At 64.8% G+C, this 21,825-nt stretch carries 19 protein-coding genes; 10 read left to right on the forward strand and 9 right to left on the reverse strand.

The features are described from left to right. Positions 1-2: 2 nt before the first annotated feature. The 5 genes from ACOOHP_RS02020 to ACOOHP_RS02040 all read right to left on the reverse strand — a co-directional run bounded on the left by ACOOHP_RS02020 (position 3) and on the right by ACOOHP_RS02040 (position 5,177). Positions 3-284 carry a DUF427 domain-containing protein gene (locus tag ACOOHP_RS02020; protein ID WP_420464794.1) on the reverse strand — a complete coding sequence of 94 codons (282 nt, stop codon included), beginning with the start codon at positions 282-284 and terminating at the stop codon, positions 3-5. Positions 285-547: 263 nt separating this feature from the next. Beyond that, positions 548-1,552 carry a tRNA pseudouridine(13) synthase TruD gene (truD, locus tag ACOOHP_RS02025; RefSeq protein ID WP_420464795.1) on the reverse strand — a complete coding sequence of 335 codons (1,005 nt, stop codon included), beginning with the start codon at positions 1,550-1,552 and terminating at the stop codon, positions 548-550. A gap of 69 nt (positions 1,553-1,621) precedes the next feature. After that, positions 1,622-2,593 carry a DUF7064 domain-containing protein gene (locus tag ACOOHP_RS02030; protein ID WP_420464796.1) on the reverse strand — a complete coding sequence of 324 codons (972 nt, stop codon included), beginning with the start codon at positions 2,591-2,593 and terminating at the stop codon, positions 1,622-1,624. 197 nt (positions 2,594-2,790) lie between these two features. Further along, positions 2,791-3,591: an alpha/beta fold hydrolase gene (locus tag ACOOHP_RS02035; protein WP_420464797.1), complete on the reverse strand. Its 801-nt coding sequence runs from the start codon at positions 3,589-3,591 to the stop codon at positions 2,791-2,793. Then, entirely contained in the window at positions 3,588-5,177 is a 1,590-nt protein-coding gene (locus ACOOHP_RS02040) for a benzoate-CoA ligase family protein (RefSeq protein WP_420464798.1), read from the reverse strand. Before ACOOHP_RS02040 ends, ACOOHP_RS02035 begins: the two co-directional genes overlap by 4 nt. A gap of 335 nt (positions 5,178-5,512) precedes the next feature. Between ACOOHP_RS02040 and ACOOHP_RS02045 the strand changes: the two genes are divergently transcribed. From ACOOHP_RS02045 to ACOOHP_RS02075, 7 genes are all read left to right on the forward strand, one after another. Further along, positions 5,513-6,400, forward strand: coding sequence for a helix-turn-helix transcriptional regulator (locus tag ACOOHP_RS02045; protein ID WP_420464799.1), 888 nt, complete (start codon positions 5,513-5,515; stop codon positions 6,398-6,400). Between the two features lie 81 nt (positions 6,401-6,481). Then, complete coding sequence (gene boxC, locus ACOOHP_RS02050) at positions 6,482-8,149, forward strand: 2,3-epoxybenzoyl-CoA dihydrolase (protein WP_420464800.1); 1,668 nt, start codon at positions 6,482-6,484, stop codon at positions 8,147-8,149. 139 nt (positions 8,150-8,288) lie between these two features. Then, the gene (boxB, locus tag ACOOHP_RS02055; protein ID WP_420464801.1) at positions 8,289-9,713 is read left to right on the forward strand and encodes a benzoyl-CoA 2,3-epoxidase subunit BoxB; all 1,425 of its coding nucleotides are present in this window, start codon (positions 8,289-8,291) and stop codon (positions 9,711-9,713) included. 171 nt (positions 9,714-9,884) lie between these two features. Next, entirely contained in the window at positions 9,885-11,138 is a 1,254-nt protein-coding gene (gene boxA, locus ACOOHP_RS02060; protein ID WP_420464802.1) for a benzoyl-CoA 2,3-epoxidase subunit BoxA, read from the forward strand. A gap of 35 nt (positions 11,139-11,173) precedes the next feature. Beyond that, entirely contained in the window at positions 11,174-11,626 is a 453-nt protein-coding gene (locus ACOOHP_RS02065; protein WP_420464803.1) for a MaoC/PaaZ C-terminal domain-containing protein, read from the forward strand. A gap of 81 nt (positions 11,627-11,707) precedes the next feature. Beyond that, positions 11,708-11,947 carry a hypothetical protein gene (locus ACOOHP_RS02070; protein WP_420464804.1) on the forward strand — a complete coding sequence of 80 codons (240 nt, stop codon included), beginning with the start codon at positions 11,708-11,710 and terminating at the stop codon, positions 11,945-11,947. Positions 11,948-12,115: 168 nt separating this feature from the next. Next, the gene (locus ACOOHP_RS02075) at positions 12,116-14,272 is read left to right on the forward strand and encodes a PQQ-dependent dehydrogenase, methanol/ethanol family (RefSeq protein ID WP_420464805.1); all 2,157 of its coding nucleotides are present in this window, start codon (positions 12,116-12,118) and stop codon (positions 14,270-14,272) included. 362 nt (positions 14,273-14,634) lie between these two features. Here the strand turns inward: ACOOHP_RS02075 and ACOOHP_RS02080 are convergent, their stop codons facing one another. The 4 genes from ACOOHP_RS02080 to ACOOHP_RS02095 form a co-directional block, all read right to left on the reverse strand. Continuing rightward, positions 14,635-15,828, reverse strand: coding sequence for an MFS transporter (locus tag ACOOHP_RS02080; protein WP_420464806.1), 1,194 nt, complete (start codon positions 15,826-15,828; stop codon positions 14,635-14,637). A gap of 39 nt (positions 15,829-15,867) precedes the next feature. Next, positions 15,868-17,208: an MFS transporter gene (locus ACOOHP_RS02085; RefSeq protein WP_420464807.1), complete on the reverse strand. Its 1,341-nt coding sequence runs from the start codon at positions 17,206-17,208 to the stop codon at positions 15,868-15,870. A gap of 95 nt (positions 17,209-17,303) precedes the next feature. Continuing rightward, positions 17,304-17,936, reverse strand: a complete 633-nt coding sequence (locus ACOOHP_RS02090; RefSeq protein WP_420464808.1) for a 2-hydroxychromene-2-carboxylate isomerase — start codon at positions 17,934-17,936, stop codon at positions 17,304-17,306. Between the two features lie 61 nt (positions 17,937-17,997). Beyond that, positions 17,998-19,065, reverse strand: coding sequence for a substrate-binding domain-containing protein (locus tag ACOOHP_RS02095; protein WP_420464809.1), 1,068 nt, complete (start codon positions 19,063-19,065; stop codon positions 17,998-18,000). Between the two features lie 167 nt (positions 19,066-19,232). Here ACOOHP_RS02095 and ACOOHP_RS02100 point away from each other — a divergent pair, with 167 nt between their 5' ends. From ACOOHP_RS02100 to ACOOHP_RS02110, 3 genes are all read left to right on the forward strand, one after another. After that, positions 19,233-19,748 (forward strand): formate dehydrogenase subunit gamma, encoded by a 516-nt coding sequence (locus tag ACOOHP_RS02100; protein ID WP_420464810.1) that lies wholly within the window; start codon positions 19,233-19,235, stop codon positions 19,746-19,748. Further along, complete coding sequence (locus ACOOHP_RS02105; protein WP_420464811.1) at positions 19,745-21,331, forward strand: formate dehydrogenase beta subunit; 1,587 nt, start codon at positions 19,745-19,747, stop codon at positions 21,329-21,331. Before ACOOHP_RS02100 ends, ACOOHP_RS02105 begins: the two co-directional genes overlap by 4 nt. 139 nt (positions 21,332-21,470) lie before the next feature. After that, the gene (locus ACOOHP_RS02110; protein ID WP_420464812.1) at positions 21,471-21,755 is read left to right on the forward strand and encodes a GxxExxY protein; all 285 of its coding nucleotides are present in this window, start codon (positions 21,471-21,473) and stop codon (positions 21,753-21,755) included. Positions 21,756-21,825: the final 70 nt, after the last annotated feature.

Consider the following 21,825-nt stretch of genomic DNA (forward strand, 5'->3'; position numbering starts at 1 on the left):
CTCTAAGCGGTGACGGTCACGCCCTTCCAGAACGCGACGTAACCGCGGATGTTCTCTGCCGCCGGCATCGGCTCGGGGTAGTACCAGGCGGCATTCGCGTTCACCGCGTCAGCCACCACCACGTCGTAATAGCGCGCCGTGCCTTTCCAACCGCAGAAACTTTCGTGCGTTGAAGCGCGAAATCGATCCTGCTTGATTGCGTCCGGCGGAAAGTAGTGATTGCCTTCCACCACCACGGTGTCGTCGCTCTCGGCAATGACGGTGTCGTTCCAGATTGCTTTCATGTCTTGTGTCCTTGGTTGATCAACATGGAAACACCAGTTCGCTGCGGATCTGCGCAGATCGGTGCTAAAGAAATGGCGCACGGCGGCTGGTTTGCCGGGGCAAAGATGCTCCGTATCGACTTGTGTTCATTCGCATCATCTGCGGCGAAAGCGTTTTCAAGGCGGGCAGGCTCGCATACCTGCAGGCGCGAGTCATCAGGTCTACGTGATGGATCGGCTTCACAGCCTTGAGCATGGGCTGGACGGCTGATTCGCCGTGGCCATCAACCCGTCAGCTCCCGCATCACCACCGTGGCATAGGTTCCCGGCGGCAGTTGGAACTCGAGCTGCAGCACCTCGTCCTGCCGCCAGTGCCAGCGCAGGTCCTGCGGCTGCAGTCGCAGGGCGCGGCGGTCCTGTTCCAGGCCGGCTTTCTCCAGGCCGTGCTTGAGCGCGGTGTACGGTTGCAGCACCTCGGTTTCCAGCGCCAGCGCCTGTGCTGCGGTCGGCAGGGCGCCGCGTCCCCACAAGGGGCCAGAGGGATGGATGTCGCCGCTGCGCAGACGTTGTTCCAGAGTGTCGGTGTGGGCCTCAGGGCCGAACCAGGAACGCGACCCGGACAGGCTCCAGATTTCGCCTGCCAGCGCCTGATCCCAGCTCTGAGCACGCACGCGTTCTGCCAGCACGCAGTTGAACAGGTGCGAGCGCACGGCCGACAGCAACATGGAACGCGCTTGGCGATCCACCCGCTTGCCGGCAAACATCGCCTGCGCGCGTTCGATATTGGCGCCGCCCAGGCCGAAGCGCTGTTCACCGAAGTAGTTGGGCACGCCACGTGCGGCGATGGCTTGCAGGCAGCGTTCGGCGTCGTCGCGGTCGCCCTGCACGTTGCGCAGGATCAGGCGGAAGCGATTGCCGATCAGCGCGCCGCGCTTGAGCTTGCGACGGTGATGGTGATGTTCAATGACCTGCACGTTGTCGTGCGGGAACGCCGACCAGTCGGGATGTGCGCGACCTGGCAGGTGCAGGGTGTAGACCTGCGTGGTCACGGCGTCGCGATCCTTGAGGCCGGCGAAGCCGACGTCCACCGGTGCCACGCCCGCAAAGCGTGCCAGTTCGCGGGCAAGCCATTCGGTGTTGGCGCCCCGTTTACGCACCAGCAGCCAGGCGTGATCGCCGTCGCCATCGGGGCAGATGCCCTGGACTTCGTCGACGATGAAGTCTTCGGGGACGCTGCGCAGAGTGGCGGTCAACGGCGGGCCACCGTGGGCAAAGGGAAGCTGGTCCATGGAGTGCGTGTGCGTTGGCGCCAGCTTCAATGGATCGGATCGGATCGGTCGTCGCTTGGGCAGCCTGCGTTAGCCGTAACGCGCGCGGATGGCGTCGCGATGCCGCGTCAGGTAGGCGCGGCTCAGGCCCATCTGCTGCACGCCGTAGCCGATCTTGCCCGCATGGCTGACGCGGTGAAACGCTTGCAGAAAGGTGTTGGACGGATACGGTGCCCAGTAGCAGGAGTTGAGCGTCGAATAGGTGATGGCAAAGGTCTTGCCGCGGGTGTCGGTGACTTCCAGCTCGCCGCCCTGTGGCACCGCCTTGCGATAGTCCTGGGTGCCGCGCGAATCGACCAGGCCGTAGGTCTGGCCGTTCTCCAGCACGTAGCCGCTGACGTGCGGACCGAGCGCGTTGGTCTTGGCGATGTCGTGACCGGTGAACAAGTGCACGGTCAGTTCCTCGCCGAAACTCGCGTGCCACCAGATCACCGAGGAGTTATCGCGCTCCACGCGCGGGCCCCAACTGCGGTCGCCGGTATCCACGCAGTCCACTTGGTAGCGCCTGCCACGGGCCACCAGTTCGCCGGTGATGCGGTAGGTCTGTTCGTAATGTCCGGACCATGAGGTGTCCCAGGCGCCGGCGCCACGCTTGGCGGCCATGGGGTCCATTTCGGGGTCGTTGATGTCGTAGGGCTGGTGCAGCGCGTGGAAGTGCAGATCGAAGCGGGTGTCGTCGATACCTTCATAACGCGCGTGATAGTGCTTGAGCGGCTCCACCACGTTCAGACTCAGGCCATTGGGCAGGGTGAACTCCAGCAGCGACTTCGGACAGGGCATGTGCTGCTGGTTGTCGATGTACAGCTGCTCTTCCCACAGGTCGGCGATGCGGTCGTGCAGGGAGATATCGCACATGCACACGCCCAGCATTGGTCGTGCCAGCACGTAGATGATGCCGTTGAGGCTGGCCTCCGGCACGCAGAACGGCAGTGCGATGGTCTCCACCCACTGCCAATGGGAATCGGGTTTGAAATGGAATTCGGCGTCTTCGGGCTTGATCACGATGGCTCTCCTTGGCCGGATGTTCTCGAGCGCGGCGACGTGGCGGCGCGCGCCAGACAGTATGCCACCCTACCAATTTGGGGCTCTCGATTCGGAGCGCTGGGCGAGTAGAACGAGAGTCACCCAACGAAACCGCGATCAAAGCTGCGATGGAAGTGCCTGGTAGCCCGGGTTGGAACTACCAGGTTGAACTGGCCTTATCGGCTCTCAACGAAGCGTAGGCTCGCGCGGATCAGCGCCTCCGGCTGATCGCGGTGCGGCGAATGGCCGCAGCGCGGCAGCTTGAGCAGCTCGGTTTGGGGCACGCTTAGTGCAACGTGCTCGATCTGCGCGAGGGTGCCGTATTCGTCGTCCAGACCCTGCACGGCGAGCACCGGGCAGCGAATGCCGGCGATGTCGCGCTCGATATTCCAGTCGCGAAAAGCCGGGTCCAGCCAGATGTCGTTCCAACCCCAGAACGCCGAATCCACGTCCTGGTGATGGCGTGCGAGCTTGTCGCGCAGATCGGTGTGCCGATAGGCCTCGCGCGCCTTGGCGATGCTGTCTACGCTGAGGTCCTCCACGAACAGGTGCGGAGCCAGCGCGATGACGCCGCGTACGCGTTGCGGGAAGTGCGCCGCGTGCAGCAGCGCGATGGAGCCGCCGTCGCTGTGCCCGAACAGCCATGCCGGCTCGCTGGTGGTGTCGATGCCCAGCGCATCGAGGACCGCAGGCAGCACGTCCTGCGCCTGGTGGTGCATGAAGGTGACCGGCCATTTTTCGTGAGCTGGCCGCGCGGTCGACCGGCCATAGCCGGGCCGCGAATACACCAGGCCGCGCAGACCGCCGGCATCGCACAGTTGCCGCGGAAAGTCGCGCCACATCGAGACCGACCCCAGGCCCTCATGCAGAAACACCAGCAGCGGCGCGCTGGCACGCTCGGCGAACAGCAACTGCGTTTCGATCCGATAGTCGCGCTCGCCGACGCGAATCGCGGTCAGGGCGTCGCTCGCGCTCATCCGCGGGCGGATTCCTGTTCGCGCAGCTTGAAGCGCTGGATCTTGCCGGTGGGCGTTTTGGGCAGTTCTTCGATGAAATCGATGCGCCGCGGATACTTGTGCGGCGCCAGGCGTTCCTTGACGAAGTGCTTGATCTGCACGGCCAGCGCATCGCTGCCCTCGATGCCGGTCTTGAGCACCACGAAAGCCTTGGTCTTGGTCAGGCCGTCGCCGTCGGAAACGCCGATCATCGCCGCTTCGAGCACCGCTTCGTGCTGCATCAAACAGCTTTCGACCTCGAACGGCGACACGTACTGGCCGCTGACCTTGAGCATGTCGTCGCTGCGACCGGCGTAGGTGTACCAGCCCTGCGCGTCGCGCACGTACTTATCACCGGTCCTGGTCCAGGGGCCCAGGAAAGTGGCGCGCGATTTGTCGCGATTGCCCCAGTACATCAGCGCGGCGCTGTCGCCCCTGACGTAGAGATCGCCGACCTCGTCGTCGTCGACCGGCTGGCCGTCGTCGTCGAGCAGCTGCATCTCGTAGCCCGGAACCGGCTTGCCGCTGGTGCCGTAACGCAACTGCCCGGCGCTGTTGGACAGGAAGATATGCAGCATTTCGGTGGAACCGATGCCATCGAGAACCGGGCAGCCGAAGTGCGCCTGAAATCGCTCGCCGATCTCCTTGGGCAAAGCCTCGCCGGCGGAGGTACACAGGCGCAGGCTCACCGCGTCTCCGGGCGGCAGCTCCGGTGCGGCCAGCATCGCCGCGTACAGGGTGGGCACGCCGAAGAACACGGTGGGGCGGCGTTCGGTCAGGCGCTTGAATACGGCGAGCGGCGTCGGCCGTTCCGGCATCAGCACCACGGTGGCGCCGACGCTGAGCGGAAACGTAAGGCCATTGCCCAGACCGTAGGCAAAGAACAGCTTGGCGGCGGAGAAGGTCACATCGGCTTCCATCAAGCCCAGAACCTGGGCGCCGTAGGTTGCCGTGGTGGCGAACAGGTTCCCGTGGGTGTGCACGGTGCCCTTGGGGCGACCGGTGGAGCCGGAGGAGTACAGCCAGAACGCGGCTTCGTCGCGACCGGTATCGGCGCAGGCCGGCCGCTCCGGACCATCCTGGATCAGGTTTTCGAAGCGCAGCGCGGATTCGGGGAGGGGGCCTTCGGCGCGCGACACGATCAGGGCATCGGGCGTGTGACGGCTGGAAGCCAGCGCCGCCTGCAGTACCGGCACCAAGGCGCCGGACACCACCACGGCGCGCGCCCGACTGTGTTGCAGCATGTAGGCGTAATCGGCGGCCGTCAGCAGGGTGTTTACCGCAACCGGCACCACGCCGGCATACAGGCAACCCAGGAAAGCCACCGGCCAGTCGGTGGTGTCATGCGCACATAGCAGCACGCGCTCTTCGCGGCGCACGCCCAGCGCATCGAGCCGGGCGGCGAAGCAGCGAATCGCGCGCGTCAGTTCCGCGTAGCTCAACGAATGGGCGTCGTCGAGGTAGGCGATCTTGTCGGCGCGGCCGCTGTTCTGCGCGATCAGATGCTGGGCAAAGTTGAGCCGGTCGGGCGTCTGCTCGGCGGTCTGCTCAAGGCTTGCAGCGATCATCTTTCCTCCAGGCGGCGGGTGGTCCCGCCGATTCTGCTTTTGGGTTGAACGGCGATCGTCCAGGAGCACACGCGAACAGGCGGTGAGGTCGCGGACGCGAGGGTCATAGCGTAAAGACGTGACGGCCGCGGGGCGTCGCCACATAAGGTGACGAGCGGCGGGGCGCCGTGCGACAAGATGGCGTTGGCATGAGGGTCGGCGATTGGGCGGTTCGGGGTGCGCTTTGGCGTTCCTGGGTCCGACGGCACAGGCGGCTGAAAATGCACGATAATGCATGGGGAGTCAAAATCAGGTGAAACCCGATGTCGGTCCGTAATCCAACTCCAGGTCACCCCTTGCCCACCGTTGCGCCGCGGTCCGCGGCGGCGCTGCAGTCGTCCCTGGGCAGCCGGGTGAGGCGCCTGCGCGCACGCCGCGGCATCACGCGCAAGGTGCTGGCGCAGATGGCCGATGTATCCGAACGACACCTGGCGAACCTGGAAGCCGGCGAGGGCAATCCGTCCATCCTCATCCTCAGCCAGATCGCGGGTGCGCTGGATTGCTCGCTGGCCGAACTGTTGGGGGATGAGACCACCGATTCGCCGGAATGGCTGCTGATCCGCGATCTCCTGCACGGCCGCAGTCAGACCCAGCTGGAAGCCGCGCGGCACGCTTTGACGAGCTTGTTTGGCGGCATGACCAGCTCCGATCACCGGCTTGATCGCATTGCCTTGATCGGCCTGCGCGGGGCCGGGAAGTCCACCCTGGGCCGGGCCTTGGCCAAATACCTGGAGCGACCGCTGGTGGATCTCAATCGCGAGATCGAGCGCATCGCCGGCTGCCGGCCCGACGAGATCCATGCCTTGTACGGCCCTGCCGCGTACCGGCGCTACGAGCGCCGCGCGCTGGACGAGGCGGTGGACGCGCACCCGCTGTCGGTGATCGACACGCCCGGCGGCATCGTTACCGAAGCCGCCACCTTCAATCTCCTGCTGTCGCGCTGCTACACGCTGTGGCTGACCGCCTCGCCTGAGGAGCACATGAATCGCGTCATCGCCCAGGGCGACCTGCGACCCATGGCGGGCAACCGCCAGGCGATGGACGATCTGCGCCTGATTCTGGAAGAGCGCACGCCGTTCTACGCCAAGGCCGACCTGGTGCTGGACACCAGCGGCAAGTCGGCAGCGGATTGCCTGAGCGCGGTCGCCGCGAGCCTCGACGAGGCTTTGGCGCGGCGCCTTTGAGTGTCACCGGCTGTGATCATCGCTTGACATGCATAATAGTGCATGCACAATGCTGCACTATTGCTCATCCGAGGAGTCGTCATGCAAGCCACCCATTCTGAAGTCGCCAGCTGTCCGGTCGACTACCAGACCGACCCCTCGCGATATCGACACTGGAGTCTGAGCTTCGACGGCTTGGTCGCCACCCTGGCCATGGATGTCGCCGAAGACGCCGGCCTGCGCCCGGGCTACAAGCTCAAGCTCAATTCCTATGATCTGGGCGTGGACATCGAGCTGCACGATGCGCTGCAACGCATCCGCTTCGAGCACCCGGAAGTGCGCACCGTGGTGGTCACCAGCCTCAAGGACCGCATTTTCTGCTCCGGCGCCAACATCTTCATGCTGGGTTCGTCGTCGCACGCCTGGAAGGTGAACTTCTGCAAGTTCACCAACGAGACACGCAACGGCATCGAGGATTCGTCACGGCATTCGGGCCTCAAGTTCCTGGCCGCGGTCAACGGCGCCTGTGCCGGCGGCGGCTACGAGATGGCGCTGGCCTGCGACGAGATCTATCTGGTCGACGACCGTTCCTCCTCGGTATCGCTGCCAGAGGTTCCGCTGCTCGGCGTGCTGCCCGGCACCGGCGGACTGACCCGAATCACCGATAAGCGCAAGGTGCGCCACGACCGTGCCGACATCTTCTGCACCAGCGTCGAGGGCCAGCGCGGCCAGCGCGCCAAGGACTGGAAGCTGGTCGACGAGATCGCCAAGCCGGCCAAGTTTGCGCAGACCGTGCGGGCGCGCGCGCTGGAACTGGCGGCGCAGAGCGATCGTCCGGCCGATGCGCAGGGCGTGACGCTGACCCCGCTGGACCGCAACATCTCGGCCGACTCCCTTGAATACCGTTACGTCGCGGTGCAGATCGATCGCAATCGGCGGCTCGCCAACCTCACCGTCAAGGCGCCGGACGCACCGCAGCCGACCGACATCGAGGGCATCCTCAAGGCCGGCGCCAACTGGTGGCCACTGCGCCTGGCGCGCGAGCTGGACGACGCCATCCTGTCGCTGCGCACCAACGAGCTGGAGATCGGCACCTGGATCCTGCGCAGCCAGGGCGACGCAGCGGCAGTGCTGGCCTGCGACGCCACGCTGGAGGCCCATCAGGGCCACTGGTTCGTGCGCGAAACCCTCGGCTTTCTGCGCCGCACCCTGGCGCGGCTGGACGTGTCCTCGCGTACCCTGTTCGCGCTGATCGAGAAGGGCTCCTGCTTCGCCGGCACGCTGCTGGAAATGGCGCTGGCGGCCGATCGCAGCTACATGCAATTGCTGGAGGCCGACTCGCCGCGTGTGCAGGTGTCGAATCTCAATTTCGGCAGCTACCCGATGGTCAACGGCAAGAGCCGCATCGCGCAGCGCTACTACGACGATGCCGGCGAGATCGAGGCGGTACGCGCCACGCTCGGCCAGGCGCTGGGGCCGGAACAGGCCGAACAACTGGGCCTGATCACGGCGGCGCCCGACGACATCGACTGGGACGACGAGATCCGCATCGCGCTCGAGGAGCGCGCCGCGTTGTCGCCCGACGCGCTGACAGGACTGGAGGCCAACCTGCGCTTCGGTGTCACCGAGACCATGGAGACGCGCGTGTTCGGGCGACTGTCGGCCTGGCAGAACTGGATCTTCATCCGCCCCAATGCCGTCGGCGACAAGGGCGCGCTCAAGGTCTACGGCAAGGGTGAGAAAGCAGCATTCGACTTCCAGCGGGTTTGATCAGACAACGACGTTCAACGCAAAGGCGCAAAGGAAGAAAAGAAGGGGCACAGCCTTCCATCGATTTTATTTCGATTCTTCCGTGCGTTCTTTCTGTTCCCTTCGCGCCTTCGCGTTGATTTTTTCTTGAGAGACAACCATGACTATCGACTACAGCCAGAAGATTCCCAACAACGTGAACCTGTCATCCGACCGCGTGCTGCAGCGCGCGCTGGAGAACTGGCAGCCCAATTTTCTCGACTGGTGGGGTGACATGGGTCCGGCCGGCTCGCACCAGCACGATGTTTACCTGCGCACCGCGACCAGCGCCGAACCCGGCGGCTGGGCGCACTTCGACTACGTCAAGATGCCGGACTACCGCTGGGGCATCTTCCTGGCGCCGCAGGTGCAGGATCGCAAGATCCATTTCGGCGAACACAAGGGCGAAGACGCCTGGCAGGAAGTGCCCGGCGAGCACCGCGCCAACCTGCGCCGCATCATCGTCACCCAGGGCGACACCGAGCCGGCGTCGGTGGAGCAGCAACGCCACCTCGGGCTGACCGCGCCCAGCCTCTACGACCTGCGCAATCTGTTCCAGATCAACGTGGAGGAAGGTCGTCATCTGTGGGCGATGGTGTATCTGCTGCACCGCTATTTCGGCCGCGATGGCCGCGAGGAGGCGGATGCATTGCTGGAGCGACGCTCCGGGCAGGAAGACAATCCGCGCATCCTCGGGGCGTTCAACGAGCAGACGCCGGACTGGCTGAGTTTCTTCATGTTCACCTATTTCACCGACCGTGACGGCAAGTTCCAGCTCTGCGCCCTGGCCGAGTCCAGCTTCGATCCTTTGGCGCGCACCACCAAGTTCATGCTCACCGAAGAAGCGCACCATATGTTCGTGGGCGAGTCCGGCGTGTCGCGTGTGATTGCGCGTACCTGCGAGCTGATGAAGAAGCACAACGTCGAGGCGCCCGATCAGGTGCGTGCCCTGGGCGCCATCGATCTGCAGACCCTGCAGCGCTACCTGAATTTCCACTACAGCGTCACCCTGGATCTGTTCGGGGCGGACCAGTCGTCCAACGCCGCGACGTTCTACAACTCTGGTCTCAAGGGGCGTTTCGAGGAAGGCAAGCGCAACGACGATCACCGCTTGCAGGATATGGGCTACAAGATTCTCGATGTGGTCGACGGCAAGCTGGTGGAAAAGGAAGCGCCGATGCTCAATGCGCTCAACGAGGTGCTGCGCGACGACTTCATCCGCGACTCCGAGGCCGGCGTGGGTCGCTGGAACAAGGTCATCGAGAAGTCCGGGATGCCGTTTCGCCTCACGGTTCCGCACAAGGCATTCAACCGCCAGATCGGCACTTTGTCCGGCGTGCGCATCGCCCCCGACGGCCGCCCGCTGACGCAGGATGAATGGAACGCGAACGTCGCCAAATGGATGCCCAGCGCTGAGGATCGTGCCTACGTGGCCTCGCTGATGGGCCGCGTCGCCGAACCCGGTCAGTACGCCAACTGGATTTCCGCCCCGCTGGTGGGCATCAACAAGCAGCCGATGGACATGCAGTATGTGCGGTTCGACTGAGTTTTAACGCAACAGCTTCCACCGCAAAGGCGCAAAGTCAGAAAGAGAGAACGCAAAGAAAATCTGCCGAAGGCAGGAAGCGGTTGCCGGGTGCTATCTCTTTCGATCCTTTGCGACCTTCCTTTTCCCTTTGCGCCTTTGCGGTGAAGGCTTTGATTTTCGGAATTCCCGATGAACGCCCCCACCGAAATCCTGCGCCAGCACCTGATCGATCCAGTCATCTGCATTCGCTGCAACACCTGCGAAGAGACCTGTCCGGTCGACGCGATCACGCACGATTCGCGCAATTACGTCGTCGACCCGGCCATCTGCAATGGCTGCAACGCCTGCATCTCGCCGTGTCCGACCGGGTCCATCGACAACTGGCGCAAGGTGATCCGGGTCGAGGCTTATTCCATCGACGAGCAGCTGACCTGGGACGAGTTGCCCGAAGAGAAAGACATCGAAGGTTCCGAGGCAGGTACGCCATCCGAATCTGCTTTCGTGCCGCCGCCGGTCGATGCGACGCGCGGCTCCACCACGGCGCCACGCTCTGCGCCGACGCCGACGGTCAATCTCTACACGCTCAAGCAGACTGCGACGGCCACGGTCGCCGGCAACTTTCGCGTCACCGCCGCGGATCGCGATAGCGACACCCACCACATCGTGCTGGATTTCGGCTCGGTGCCGTTTCCGGTGCTCGAAGGCCAGTCGATCGGCATCATCGCGCCGGGCACCGACGTGCACGGTCGCCCGCACCACGCGCGCCAGTATTCGATCGCCAGTCCACGCGACGGCGAGCGCCCGCGCTACAACAATCTGTCGCTGACCGTGAAGCGGGTGACCACCGACCACGACGGCAGGCCTACCCGCGGCGTGGCCTCCAACTATGTCTGCGATCTGGCCAAGGGCGATCAGGTCAAGGTGATCGGGCCATTCGGGTCCACCTTCCTGATGCCGGACGATCCCCGGTCCAATCTGTTGATGATCTGCACCGGTACGGGCTCGGCCCCGATGCGCGCCATGACCGAGCGCCGCCGCCGACTGTGCCGTCCGGGTCTGTGCGAGGAGGAGCGATCGAAGGCGTCGCCGGACACCGCCAACGGCCGCCTGATGCTGTTCTTCGGAGCCCGCACGCAGGAGGAACTGCCTTACTTCGGGCCGCTCACGCAGCTGCCGAAAGATTTCATCGACATCAATCTTGCGTTCTCGCGCACCCCAGGCCAACCGCGCAAATACGTGCAGGACCTGATGCGCGAACGCGCCGACGATGTGTTGGATCTGCTTCGCAGCGAGCACACGCACATCTACGTGTGCGGTCTCAAGGGCATGGAGGACGGCGTGATGGATGCGCTTCGCTTCGCGACCGACAGTCACGGCCTGTCGTGGAAGGAGCTGCATCCACGACTCAAGGGCGAAGGGCGGCTGCACCTGGAAACCTACTAGCCAGCGCGCCGAGTCGTTCCAATCCGGAGGCTCCAATGCGATTTTCAGAGTTTCATGACGCACAGACCATCGAGCTCGGGCCGATCTCGGTCGATGCCCGCCAGATCGTGGAGTTTGCACAAGCCTACGATCCGCAATGGTTTCACACCGACCCGGTGCGCGCGGAGCAAGGCCGCTGGAACGGCCTGATTGCCAGCGGCTGGCAGACCTGTGCACTGGCGATGAAGTTGGTGGTGCAGGAGCTGTTGAGCGATTCGGAATCGTTCGGGTCGCCGGGCTTGTCGTACCTCAAATGGACGGCCCCGGTGCGCCCTGACGACAAGCTGCGCCTGCGCCTGACCGTGCTCGAGAAGCGCGTTTCGTCCAGCGGCAGCATCGGGTCCTTGCGCTGGCGTTGGCAGTTGTTCAATGCGGCCGCGGTTCAGGTGCTGGACCTGGAAGCCACCAGCCTATTTGCGCTGGACCCCGCAGGAGCGCAATTCACATGACCGATGCCTACCTCTGTTAGCCCCTATGATCCAATTCTTGCGGCGTCGGCGTACTGGAAAAATCACGAACCGGGTCGGCTCATGACGCTGGAGCAAATATCGATACGCGCGGCAGTAGCGCGCCGACAGCACGTCCAGTACATCGACTTTGTCGAGCGCTGCGAACTGGTCTTGCAGCAGGCGCATGACCTCGGCTGGCGGGTGGCCCAGATGCTGAACGACGAACATTCGGTGCGTGCAGCCGAATCGCTCATGGGTGCACACCTGAAATCCGATTTCTGCGAGTCCACGCCGTTATCGAGGTTGATCTACGGCTTCTGAGGCGGCGGTCGTTTCGGTCCCCGGCGCCTGCAGACGGGAAAACGGCCGGGGGTAGGGCGCGGGTAGGGCGCCGCGCCGCGCGGCCTTTTAGACTTGTGCAGTGACCAGAGGACCTGGAGCAAACGGGTCCCTACAAGACGCACCGCTACCTACTCAGAGGAGATGCACATGAAAACTCGGTACCGATGGGTTCCGCTGATCGCGCTCGGCCTTCTCGCTGCCTGCGGTCAGCAAGGCAATGCGCCTTCCGGCAGCGCCGACAAGTCCGGCAGCGACATTCCAGGGGCAACGGTGGACGGCGCGCGCATCATCGCCGCCGACACCGAGCCTGGCGCCTGGATGAGCCACGGCCGCACCTATGACGAGCAGCGCTACAGCCCGCTGGACAAGATCAACCAGGAGAGCGTCGCCGACCTGGGCCTGGCCTGGAGCTACCGGCTGGACGTCGATCGCGCCACTGAGGCGACGCCCATCGTGGTCGATGGGGTGATGTATGTCACCGGCGCATTCTCCATCGTCTCCGCGCTGGACCCGGTGAGCGGTAAGGAACTGTGGAAATACGATCCCAAGGTGCCTCGCGACAAGGGCCGCGACGGCTGCTGCGACGTTGCCAATCGTGGTGTGGCGATCTGGAAAGGCAAGGTCTACGTCGGCGCCTACGATGGCCGCCTGATTGCGCTGGACGCCAAGACCGGCGCCAAGGTGTGGGAAGTGGATACGGTGCTCAATGCCAACCGCAGCTACACCATCACCGGTGCGCCGCGCATCATCCAGGACAAGGTCATCATCGGTAACGGTGGCGCCGAACTCGGCGTGCGCGGCTACATCACCGCCTACGATTCCGAGACCGGCAAGGAGCTGTGGCGCTTCTTCACCGTGCCCGGCAATCCGGAAGATCCGCCCGAGAGCAAGGCCATGGAAATGGCGCTGCCGACCTGGAAAGGCGATCACTACTGGAAGTTTGGTGGCGGCGGCACGGTGTGGGACGCCATGGCCTACGACCCGGATCTGAATCTGCTCTACATCGGCGTGGGCAACGGCTCCACCTGGAACCGCGAGGTGCGCAGCCCCGGCGGCGGCGACAACCTGTTCCTGTCGTCCATCGTCGCGCTCAAGCCCGATACCGGCGAATACGTCTGGCATTACCAGACCACGCCAGCCGATCACTGGGACTACACCGCCACCCAGCACATGATCCTGGCCGATCTGGACATCGACGGCACTCCGCGCAAGGTGCTGATGCAGGCGCCCAAGAACGGCTTCTTCTACGTGCTGGATCGCGCCACCGGCGAGCTGCTGAGTGCCGAGAAATTCGCCCCCGCCAACTGGGCCACGCATGTCGATATGGAGACCGGCCGGCCGGTGGAGAATCCGGAGGCCGACTGGAGCAAGGAACCCAGGCTCGTTTCGCCGGGCCCGCTGGGCGCGCACAACTGGCAGCCGATGTCGTACAGCCCCAAGACCGGCCTGGTCTACATTCCGATGCAGGAGGCGGTTGCCTATTTCGTTCCCGAGGATCAGGAATACAGCGGCAAGGGCACCTGGCACATGGGCTCCAAGCCCATCGCCCTGCCCGAAGATCCCAAGGAGCTTGCGGGAGCGGTCGCCGCTCACAAAGGTCATCTGATCGCCTGGGACCCGGTGGCGCAGAAGGAAGTCTGGCGCCAGAGCTATGTCACCCTGTGGAACGGTGGCACCCTGAGCACCGCGGGCGACCTGGTGTTTCAGGGCACCGCAGACGGCCGCTTCGTGGCGTACTCCGCCGCCAAAGGCGACAAGCTGTGGGAAACCCCGGCCAACACCGGCGTGATGGCCGGTCCCGTCAGCTACGAGATCGACGGCGAGCAATACGTGACCGTGGCGGCCGGCTGGGGCGGTGCCTTCCCGCTGGCGCTGGGCGGTCTGTCGGAACCCGCCAAGGTGCGCCCCGAGGCGCGCATCCTGACCTACAAGCTTGGCGGCAAGGCGACGCTGCCGCCGCCGAACAACGAGGTGCTGCCACTGCCCGAGCCCCCGGAAGTCACCGCTGACGAAGCGACCATCGCCAAGGGTCGCGACCTTTACAACGCCGGCTGCGGCATGTGCCACGGGCCCAACGCGATCTCCGGTTCGGTGCTGCCCGACCTGCGCTACATGACGCCGGAAACGCACAAGCTGTTCGCCGGCATTCTGGCGGGCGCCTATGCCGGCAAGGGCATGCCTTCGGTGATGGACAAGTTCAGTCCCGAAGATGTGGAGGCTGTGCACCAGTACATCATCCAGCGCGCGCACGACCTCAAGAAGCAGATGCCCGAGGCGGACAAGGCCGGGAGCCCGGCGGGCTGATCACTGGCAAGCGACCGCAGACGCCCGGCCTGAGTGCCGGGCGTTTTTTTGGCCTAACCCGAAAAAGCGTTTGACGCCGATTTCGCGGATGAACGCGGATCAAAGCGCCTAATGAAAGTTTTATCTTGGAAACCGCATTTCAACGCAAAGGCGCAAAGCCAACAGAAAGGACGCCAAGGATTTTCTGGATGGCGCCCTGCACCAGATGGGTGAACGCCGTCCACGGTGTTTTCATTTGCGCCTTGCTTGCTGTTCTTTGCGTCCTTCGCGTTCAACCGCTTTTCCCAGGTTAATCCGCGTCGTCGGTGGCGTTCGCGTTTGTTCTCCGTCGATTCGTGTATAGCCTTGGTCGATTGCTGTTCCTAGCCCGTATCCTTGCGACCGCGCAGCAGGGGGAATAAAGCCCACACGCCGAGTATCGGCCCCAACCCCATCCACGGAATCAGGCTGGCCAGAGGGTAGTGCTGCGCCAGGCTCACGAACAGCTGGATGCTGATGATGGAAATGGCGAAGCCGATGCTGTTGGTCAGGGTCAGGACGCTGCCGACCAGGGCCGGCGGCGAATTTACCGCGGTCAGCGCAGAGAACTGCGGCGAATCGCCGGAGATGGTGATCCCCCACACTACCAGCCAGATGGCGAACAGCACGAAGGGCGCATCGAGCATCCACGGCGCGATCAGGCAGCACAGCCCGCTGACCGCCAGTTGCACACCGGCCACCGGTGCGCTTCCAGCCCGCTGGGCAATCCAGCCGCCGACGGCGCACCCGAGCGCACCCGAGCCCAGCGCGGCGAACGCCCACCACGAGATCGCGACAGGATCGCTCAGCCGTAGCGCCAGGATCATCGGCATCAGCACCCACAGGGTGTACAGCTCCCACATGTGGCCGAAGTAGCCGAGTACCGAGGCGCGTACCTTGCGGTCGCCCGCCACCGCCCATAGCGCCCGAAACTGCAGACCGACGGCGCGTGCCGGTGCGTGCGCGGGTTCCGGGATGAGCAGGAACAGGGCCACCCCGGCGGCCGCCGCGATGGCCGCCACGCTGTAGAACACGCTCTGCCAGGGCCAGCCGGCCGACAGTGCGCGCAGGGCGTGGGGAAATGCACTGCCCAACACCAGCGCGCCGATCAGCAAGCCGAGCGCCGCGCCCAGGCCGCGCGGAAACCACTGCGCGGCGATCTTCATGCCCACCGGATAGATGCCGGCCAGGAAGAAGCCGGTCAGCGCTCGCCAGACGCACAGCGCGACAAACGATTCTGCCGCGTACACCGCGGCCAGCGTGCAGACCGTCTGCGCCAGCGAGCACAGCAGAAAAACGCGGCGCGCGGAAAAGCGATCCGCCACCGACAGCAGCGCAAACACCAGCGCGCCGGTGATGAAGCCGAGCTGCACCGCCGAGGTGAGGGTGCCGACGTCGGATGCCGCCCAACCAAAGGCGAGCTGCAGGTCCGGCATCACCGCATTGACCGCGAACCAGGTACTGGTGCCGGCCAGCTGTGCCAGCACCAGCACCGGCAGCACGCGGGCTGGTGCGGCAATCGGCGACGCCGGCGTCACGGTTCTGGAGGCGTCGTGCGTGCCGACTCGCGCGTCGCGCTAGCGGGCGGCCATCGGCGCGGCGACGCCGGCCGATTCCAGCGAGATTTGCGAGGTCTCCGGAACGAAGCGCGATGCAATCAAACCAATGCTCACCGAGACAAAGATGTACGCCGAGATCGCCATCGAGGTGCCGTACACCTGGTACAGGGTGGTCGCAATCACCGGCACGAAGGCGCCGCCGAACAAGGTGCCGACCTGGTAGGCCAGCGAGTTTCCGGTGTAGCGCAGCCGCGTGGGGAACAGCTCGGACAGCATCGCGGCGACCGGCGAGTACATGGCTGCCAGCGGCAATGCCAGCACGAACATGGCCAGCGTCATCAACGCCAGGTTGCGTGTGTCCATCAGCAGGAAGAACGGAAACGCCCACAGCAGTCCGCCCAGCGCGCCCCAGGTGTAGACGCGCCGTCGGCCCCAGCGGTCCGACCAGTGCGCAAAGATCAGACAGGTGAACAGCCACACCGTGGACGACAGCAGCACCAGTGTGATCATGGTGCTGCGCGGCATCTCCAGGTTGTTGACGCCGTAGCTGAGGATGTAGGCGATCAGGACATAGCCGATCATGGCGGTGCTGGACATGGTCAGACCACCGGCAAGCACGCCTTTCCAGTGCGAACGCAACACCACGAACAGCGGCACTTTCTCCTTTTTCGGCGCCTTGGCGGTGGCGTCGGCGAACACCGGCGTCTCTTCCAGCTGCAGGCGGATCACCAGGCCCACGATCACCAGCACCGCGCTGAGCAGAAAGGGAACGCGCCAGCCCCAGGTCAGGAACTGATCTTCGGGCACGAAGGCCACCACGCTCAGGAATGCGAGATTGGCCAGGATCAGGCCGGCCGGCGTGCCGATCTGCACAAAGCCGCCATAAAGCCCGCGCCGGTTCGGCGGTGCGTACTCCACCGCCATCAGCACCGCGCCGCCCCATTCGCCGCCGATGCCGATACCCTGCAGCACACGCAGCAGTACCAGCAGGATCGGCGCCCAGATGCCGATCTGCTCGTAGGTCGGCAGCAGGCCGATCAGCACCGTGGCCAGGCCCATGCTGAGCAGGCAGAACACCAGCATGTGCTTGCGCCCCACGCGATCGCCGAAATGGCCGATGACGATGCCGCCCAACGGCCGCGCGATGAAGCCCACCGCGAACGTGGAGAACGCCGCGAGCTGGCCGGCGAAGTCCGACACGTTGGGAAAGAACAACGGGCCGAACACCAGCGCCGCCGCCGAGGCGTATATGAAGAAGTCGTACCACTCGAAGGTGGTGCCGATGAAGCTCGCGGCCAGCACCTTGCGGGCCTGGCGCGCCTTGTCCGCAGGAACCTGCGGCTTGTCTTGCTGCGTCATGTGCTTGTAGTGCTTGATTGATGCCGGTCAGAAGGCCGACGCTCCCCTTTTGACAACCATTTTCACTCAGCCGCGTATCGGGTGAAACCGTTGCTTCAGAAATCGCCGTTTGCCGCCTGCGCCCAGGCCAGAGCGGCCTCCAGTCGATCGTTGCCCCAGAACACTTCGTTGCCGACCACGAAGCTGGGTGCGCCGAACAGATCCAGCGCCTGCGCGCGCTCGGTCTGGGCCCGGAGTTGTGCCTTGGCTTGCGGCGCCTGGCCCGCTGCCAGCACGCTTGCCGGCAAGTCCAGCGAGTGCAGCACCTGCTGGATCACGGCCGGGTCGGCGATGTCCAGATCCTCGGCGAAGTTGGCGCTGTAGACGCGGCGGACGAATTCCGGCAACCAGGCGGCGTGCGCGTGCGCACAGGCGATACGGGCCGCCAGCAGACCATTGCGCGGAAACTGCGAGGGCTGGCGCAGGGGCAGCCCGGTTGCCGCACAGATACGTGCCAGGTCGCGCCACATGTAGCGGCCCTTGGCGGGATAAACGTTGAACGGCGAATCGTTCCAGCCCTGCATGCTGAAAATTGGGCCGAGCAGGAATGGGTGCCACGCCAGCGTCACGCCCGCTTCGAGGGCCGCGCTTTCCACCCGCATCGCCGCGGGATAGGAGTAGGTACTGGCGAACTCGAACCAGAATTCCAGGAGCGGTGCGGCCGCATTCGAAGAGGAGGGTGTGCTCACGCGCGCAGGATGACAGAGTGATCTGGATGGGCGAAGTGGGCCGGGCTTCGGGACGCATCGCTCAGTCGCCAAAGGCGTCGTTCAAGGTCAACACCTGGCCGGAGGTCATCGCATCGTAGCCGGGCAGCGCGTTGATGACCGCACGGAATTCCGCGCTGCGCAGCTCGGCCAGCACCGGCTGCATCGCCACCGATTGCAGTGCGTCGGTCCGGCAGGCGAAGAAATAGCGCTCTGATATCAAGGGCAGGAAATCCAGGCCGAAACGCTGCGCCGGGGTTTCCACCCCGAAGCCCACGTCGGCCATGCCGCTGGCGATGTAGGCCGCTACCGCCGCGTGCGTGAACTCGTGCGTGTCGTAGCCGCGTATCTGTGCCGGGTCGATCCGCGCGTTGCGCAGCAGCAGGTCGATCAGCAGGCGGGTGCCGGCGCCCGGTTGCCGGTTGACGAAACGCACCTCGGGGCGCGTCAGGTCCTGCCAGCTGTGTACCTGCTTGGCATTGCCGCGGGCGGTCATCAGACCGAGCCGGCGCGTGGCCAGACAGATCAGGCGTGCGCCGCTGCTGCGCAGGTCGCGCTGGTAGTGGGTCAGGGTGGGCTGTTCGAATTCACCGACCGGAACATGGAAGCCAGCCATGTCGCAGCCGCCGCGAGCCAGCGCGCTCAAGGCCTCGATGCTGGTGCAGTACTTGAGATCCAGCGGAATCTGCTGTTCGTGAAAACGGCGGCGCAAGGCTTCCACCGCGAAGCCGTGACTGGCGTGCAGGCGCAGGATGCCCTGGGCATGGCTCAGCGCACGTTCGATTTCCGCTTCGAGTTCCGAGGCCAGCGAGTCGAATACCGGGGTCAACCGAGCGGCGATGCGGCGGTCGGCCCACACCAGCTTTTCGCCCAGCGCGCTGAGCACGGCGCCGCGACCGCGCCGGCTCACCACCAGCGGCAGGCCGAAGGTACGGCTGGCGTCGCGCAGCACCCCCCAGGCGTAGCGGTAGCTCAGGCCCATGCGCTGACAGGCCGCCGCCAGAGTGCCGCATTCGTCGATATGCACCAGCAGCTCGATCAGGCGCGGCAGCAGGGTGGCGCCCTGGCCGCGATCCAGTTGCCACTGGGGTTTGATGGAGACCCGGAACATGGCAGCAGCATATCGGCTCTTTAGAGCCTATAGAAGCGGAAGCGCCTGGCCGATTGTTGGCGACAGCCTGTGTCCGGAATATGGTGTGGGCTTGAGCCGACGGGCTTTTTCCCCGACCAGGGAAATAGGCTGAGCCGGAACCGATACTGCCAGCGCGAGCCAGCCGAATGAAGCAGGCCAGGAAGGTCATTCCCATCAAGCCTGAACCCGGCGCCGACCTGTCGCCGCAGGTGCGCGCAGCGGTGTCTTCGGCGGTGGAGGCGCATCGGCATCGACCCGGCAATCTGCTGGAAGTGCTGCATGCGGTGCAGGACGCCTTGGGCCATGTGCCGCCGGCCACCATCGTGTTGATTGCGCATCTGCTTAACCTGTCTCGCGCCGAAGTCCACGGCGTGCTGAGCTTCTATCACTGGTACCGCAGCGAGGCGCCCGGCCGGCACGTGCTGCACCTGTGCCGCGCAGAGGCCTGTCAGGCGGTCGGCGCGGTGCACCTGGAAGCGCACGCCAAGCAGACTCTGGGCGTGGACTTTCACGGCACCACCGCCGACGGCGCGGTGACCCTGCAACCGGTTTACTGCCTGGGCAATTGCGCGCTGGGGCCGGCGCTTATGATCGACGACACCCTGTGCGGGCGGGTCACGCCGCAACGGTTCGACCAGTTGATCGGGGACCTGCGCGCATGATCAGGGTCTACGTTCCGCGTGACGCCGCCGCCCTGTCGGTCGGGGCCGATGACATCGCGCACGCCATCGCCGCCGAGGCCGGCCCGCGCGGCGCGGAGATCCGGCTGGTCCGCAACGGCTCGCGCGGCATGCTGTGGCTGGAGCCGCTGGTCGAAGTGGAGACGCCGCAAGGGCGCATCGCCTACGGTCCGGTGACCCTGGAGGACGTCCGCGATCTGTTCGACAGCGGCTTCCTGCAGGGGGGCGATCATCCGCTGCGCCTGGGGCCGACCGAGCAGATTCCGTATTTCAGGAATCAGCAGCGCCTCACCTTTGCGCGCTGCGGGGTGACGGATCCGGTCAGCCTGGACGACTACCTCGCCTATGGCGGCTACCGCGGATTACAGCGTGCGCTGCTGATGGAACCGGGCGCAATCGTGATGGCGGTGACCGAATCCGGGTTGCGCGGTCGCGGCGGCGCCGCGTTTCCGGCCGGCATCAAGTGGAAAACGGTCCTCGATGCGCCAAGCCCGGCTGCCCACGATTCCGGATTCCCGATGGCCGATTCCCAGCCTTCGAAGTACATCGTCTGCAACGCCGACGAAGGCGACTCCGGCACCTTCTCCGATCGCATGATCATGGAGGGTGATCCGTTTCAGCTGATCGAGGGCATGACCATCGCCGGCATCGCCACCGGCGCCACCCAGGGCTACATCTACCTGCGCTGCGAGTACCCGCACGCGCTACGTACTTTGAACGCGGCCATCGGCACGGCGCGTGAACAGGGGTATCTGGGCCGCGATATCCGCGGCAGCGGCCTGGACTTCGACGTCGAGGTGCGCCTGGGTGCCGGCGCCTACATCTGCGGCGAGGAAACCTCGCTGCTGGAATCGCTGGAAGGCAAGCGCGGACAGGTGCGCTTCAAGCCGCCGCTGCCGGCCATATCGGGGCTGTTCGGCAAACCCACGGTGATCAACAACGTCATCACCCTGGCCTCGGTGCCGGTGATCCTGGAGAGGGGCGCGGAGCACTACCGGGATTTCGGCATGGGCCGTTCGCGCGGCACCCTGCCGATCCAGCTTGCGGGCAACATCAAACGTGGCGGACTGGTGGAACTGGCCTTCGGCGTCACCCTGCGCGAGCTGCTGTACGACTACGGTGGTGGATCGCTGTCCGGACGACCGATCCGCGCGGTACAGGTGGGCGGTCCGCTGGGGGCCTACATGCCGGAGTCGCAGTTCGATACGCCGCTAGATTACGAGGCCTTCGCCAGCATTGGCGCGATGCTCGGCCACGGCGGCATCGTGGTGTTTGACGATGGTGTCGACATGGCTGCGCAGGCGCGCTACGCGATGGAATTCTGCGCGGTGGAGTCCTGCGGCAAGTGCACACCCTGCCGCATCGGCTCGACGCGTGGGGTCGAGGTGATCGACCGACTGCTGGCCGGGACCGAGACCGGAAAGCAGGAAACCTTGCTGCGCGACCTGTGCGAGACCCTGACCCACGGTTCCCTGTGTGCCCTGGGTGGGCTGACGCCGTATCCGGTGTTGAGCGCCTTGAACCACTTTCCGGGAGACTTCCGGGGTGCGGCACGGTCGGTATGAAAGATTTCAACGCAAAGGCGCAAAGGGGGAACAAGAGGGCGCAAAAGTGGACGAGAACGAATGCTCGAATATCGTCATTGGAGCCGCGATCGAGGTCCACAGGACGCTCGGGATCGGCCTGCTCTAATCTGCCTATGAGTTGGCCCTGGCCATCGAACTGGAGCAGCGCGGCTTGCGATTCGAGCGCCAGCATCTCCTTGCCGCGACCTATAAGGGCATGGATCTCGGGGATGCATACAGGGTCGACTTACTGGTCGAAAATCTGCTCATCATCAAGATCAAGGCGGTCGCGCAGCTCGCTCCGATTCATGCCGCGCAGTTGCTCACCTATTTGCGACTGGCCGGCAAGCGGCTCGGTCTCATTCTCAACTTTCACGCCGAAACCATTCGGGCCGGCACCAAGCGCGTCGTCAACCATCTTTGATCCTTCGCGTCCTTTCATCATTTCTTCTTCGCGCCTTTGCGTTGAACGCTTCTTTTCGTGAGGTAAGCAC

It is taken from the genome of Panacagrimonas sp., assembly GCF_965216805.1.
Lineage (GTDB): Bacteria > Pseudomonadota > Gammaproteobacteria > Nevskiales > Nevskiaceae > Panacagrimonas.

Excerpts from the sequence above, each read along its gene's own strand:
- ACOOHP_RS02020 (WP_420464794.1), bottom strand. The coding sequence starts at position 284 with ATGAAAGCAATCTGGAACGACACCGTCATTGCCGAGAGCGACGACACC.
- truD (WP_420464795.1), bottom strand. The coding sequence starts at position 1,552 with ATGGACCAGCTTCCCTTTGCCCACGGTGGCCCGCCGTTGACCGCCACT.
- ACOOHP_RS02035 (WP_420464797.1), bottom strand. The coding sequence starts at position 3,591 with ATGAGCGCGAGCGACGCCCTGACCGCGATTCGCGTCGGCGAGCGCGAC.
- ACOOHP_RS02040 (WP_420464798.1), bottom strand. The coding sequence starts at position 5,177 with ATGATCGCTGCAAGCCTTGAGCAGACCGCCGAGCAGACGCCCGACCGG.
- boxC (WP_420464800.1), top strand. The coding sequence starts at position 6,482 with ATGCAAGCCACCCATTCTGAAGTCGCCAGCTGTCCGGTCGACTACCAG.
- boxB (WP_420464801.1), top strand. The coding sequence starts at position 8,289 with ATGACTATCGACTACAGCCAGAAGATTCCCAACAACGTGAACCTGTCA.
- boxA (WP_420464802.1), top strand. The coding sequence starts at position 9,885 with ATGAACGCCCCCACCGAAATCCTGCGCCAGCACCTGATCGATCCAGTC.
- ACOOHP_RS02065 (WP_420464803.1), top strand. The coding sequence starts at position 11,174 with ATGCGATTTTCAGAGTTTCATGACGCACAGACCATCGAGCTCGGGCCG.
- ACOOHP_RS02070 (WP_420464804.1), top strand. The coding sequence starts at position 11,708 with ATGACGCTGGAGCAAATATCGATACGCGCGGCAGTAGCGCGCCGACAG.
- ACOOHP_RS02075 (WP_420464805.1), top strand. The coding sequence starts at position 12,116 with ATGAAAACTCGGTACCGATGGGTTCCGCTGATCGCGCTCGGCCTTCTC.
- ACOOHP_RS02085 (WP_420464807.1), bottom strand. The coding sequence starts at position 17,208 with ATGACGCAGCAAGACAAGCCGCAGGTTCCTGCGGACAAGGCGCGCCAG.
- ACOOHP_RS02095 (WP_420464809.1), bottom strand. The coding sequence starts at position 19,065 with ATGTTCCGGGTCTCCATCAAACCCCAGTGGCAACTGGATCGCGGCCAG.
- ACOOHP_RS02100 (WP_420464810.1), top strand. The coding sequence starts at position 19,233 with ATGAAGCAGGCCAGGAAGGTCATTCCCATCAAGCCTGAACCCGGCGCC.
- ACOOHP_RS02105 (WP_420464811.1), top strand. The coding sequence starts at position 19,745 with ATGATCAGGGTCTACGTTCCGCGTGACGCCGCCGCCCTGTCGGTCGGG.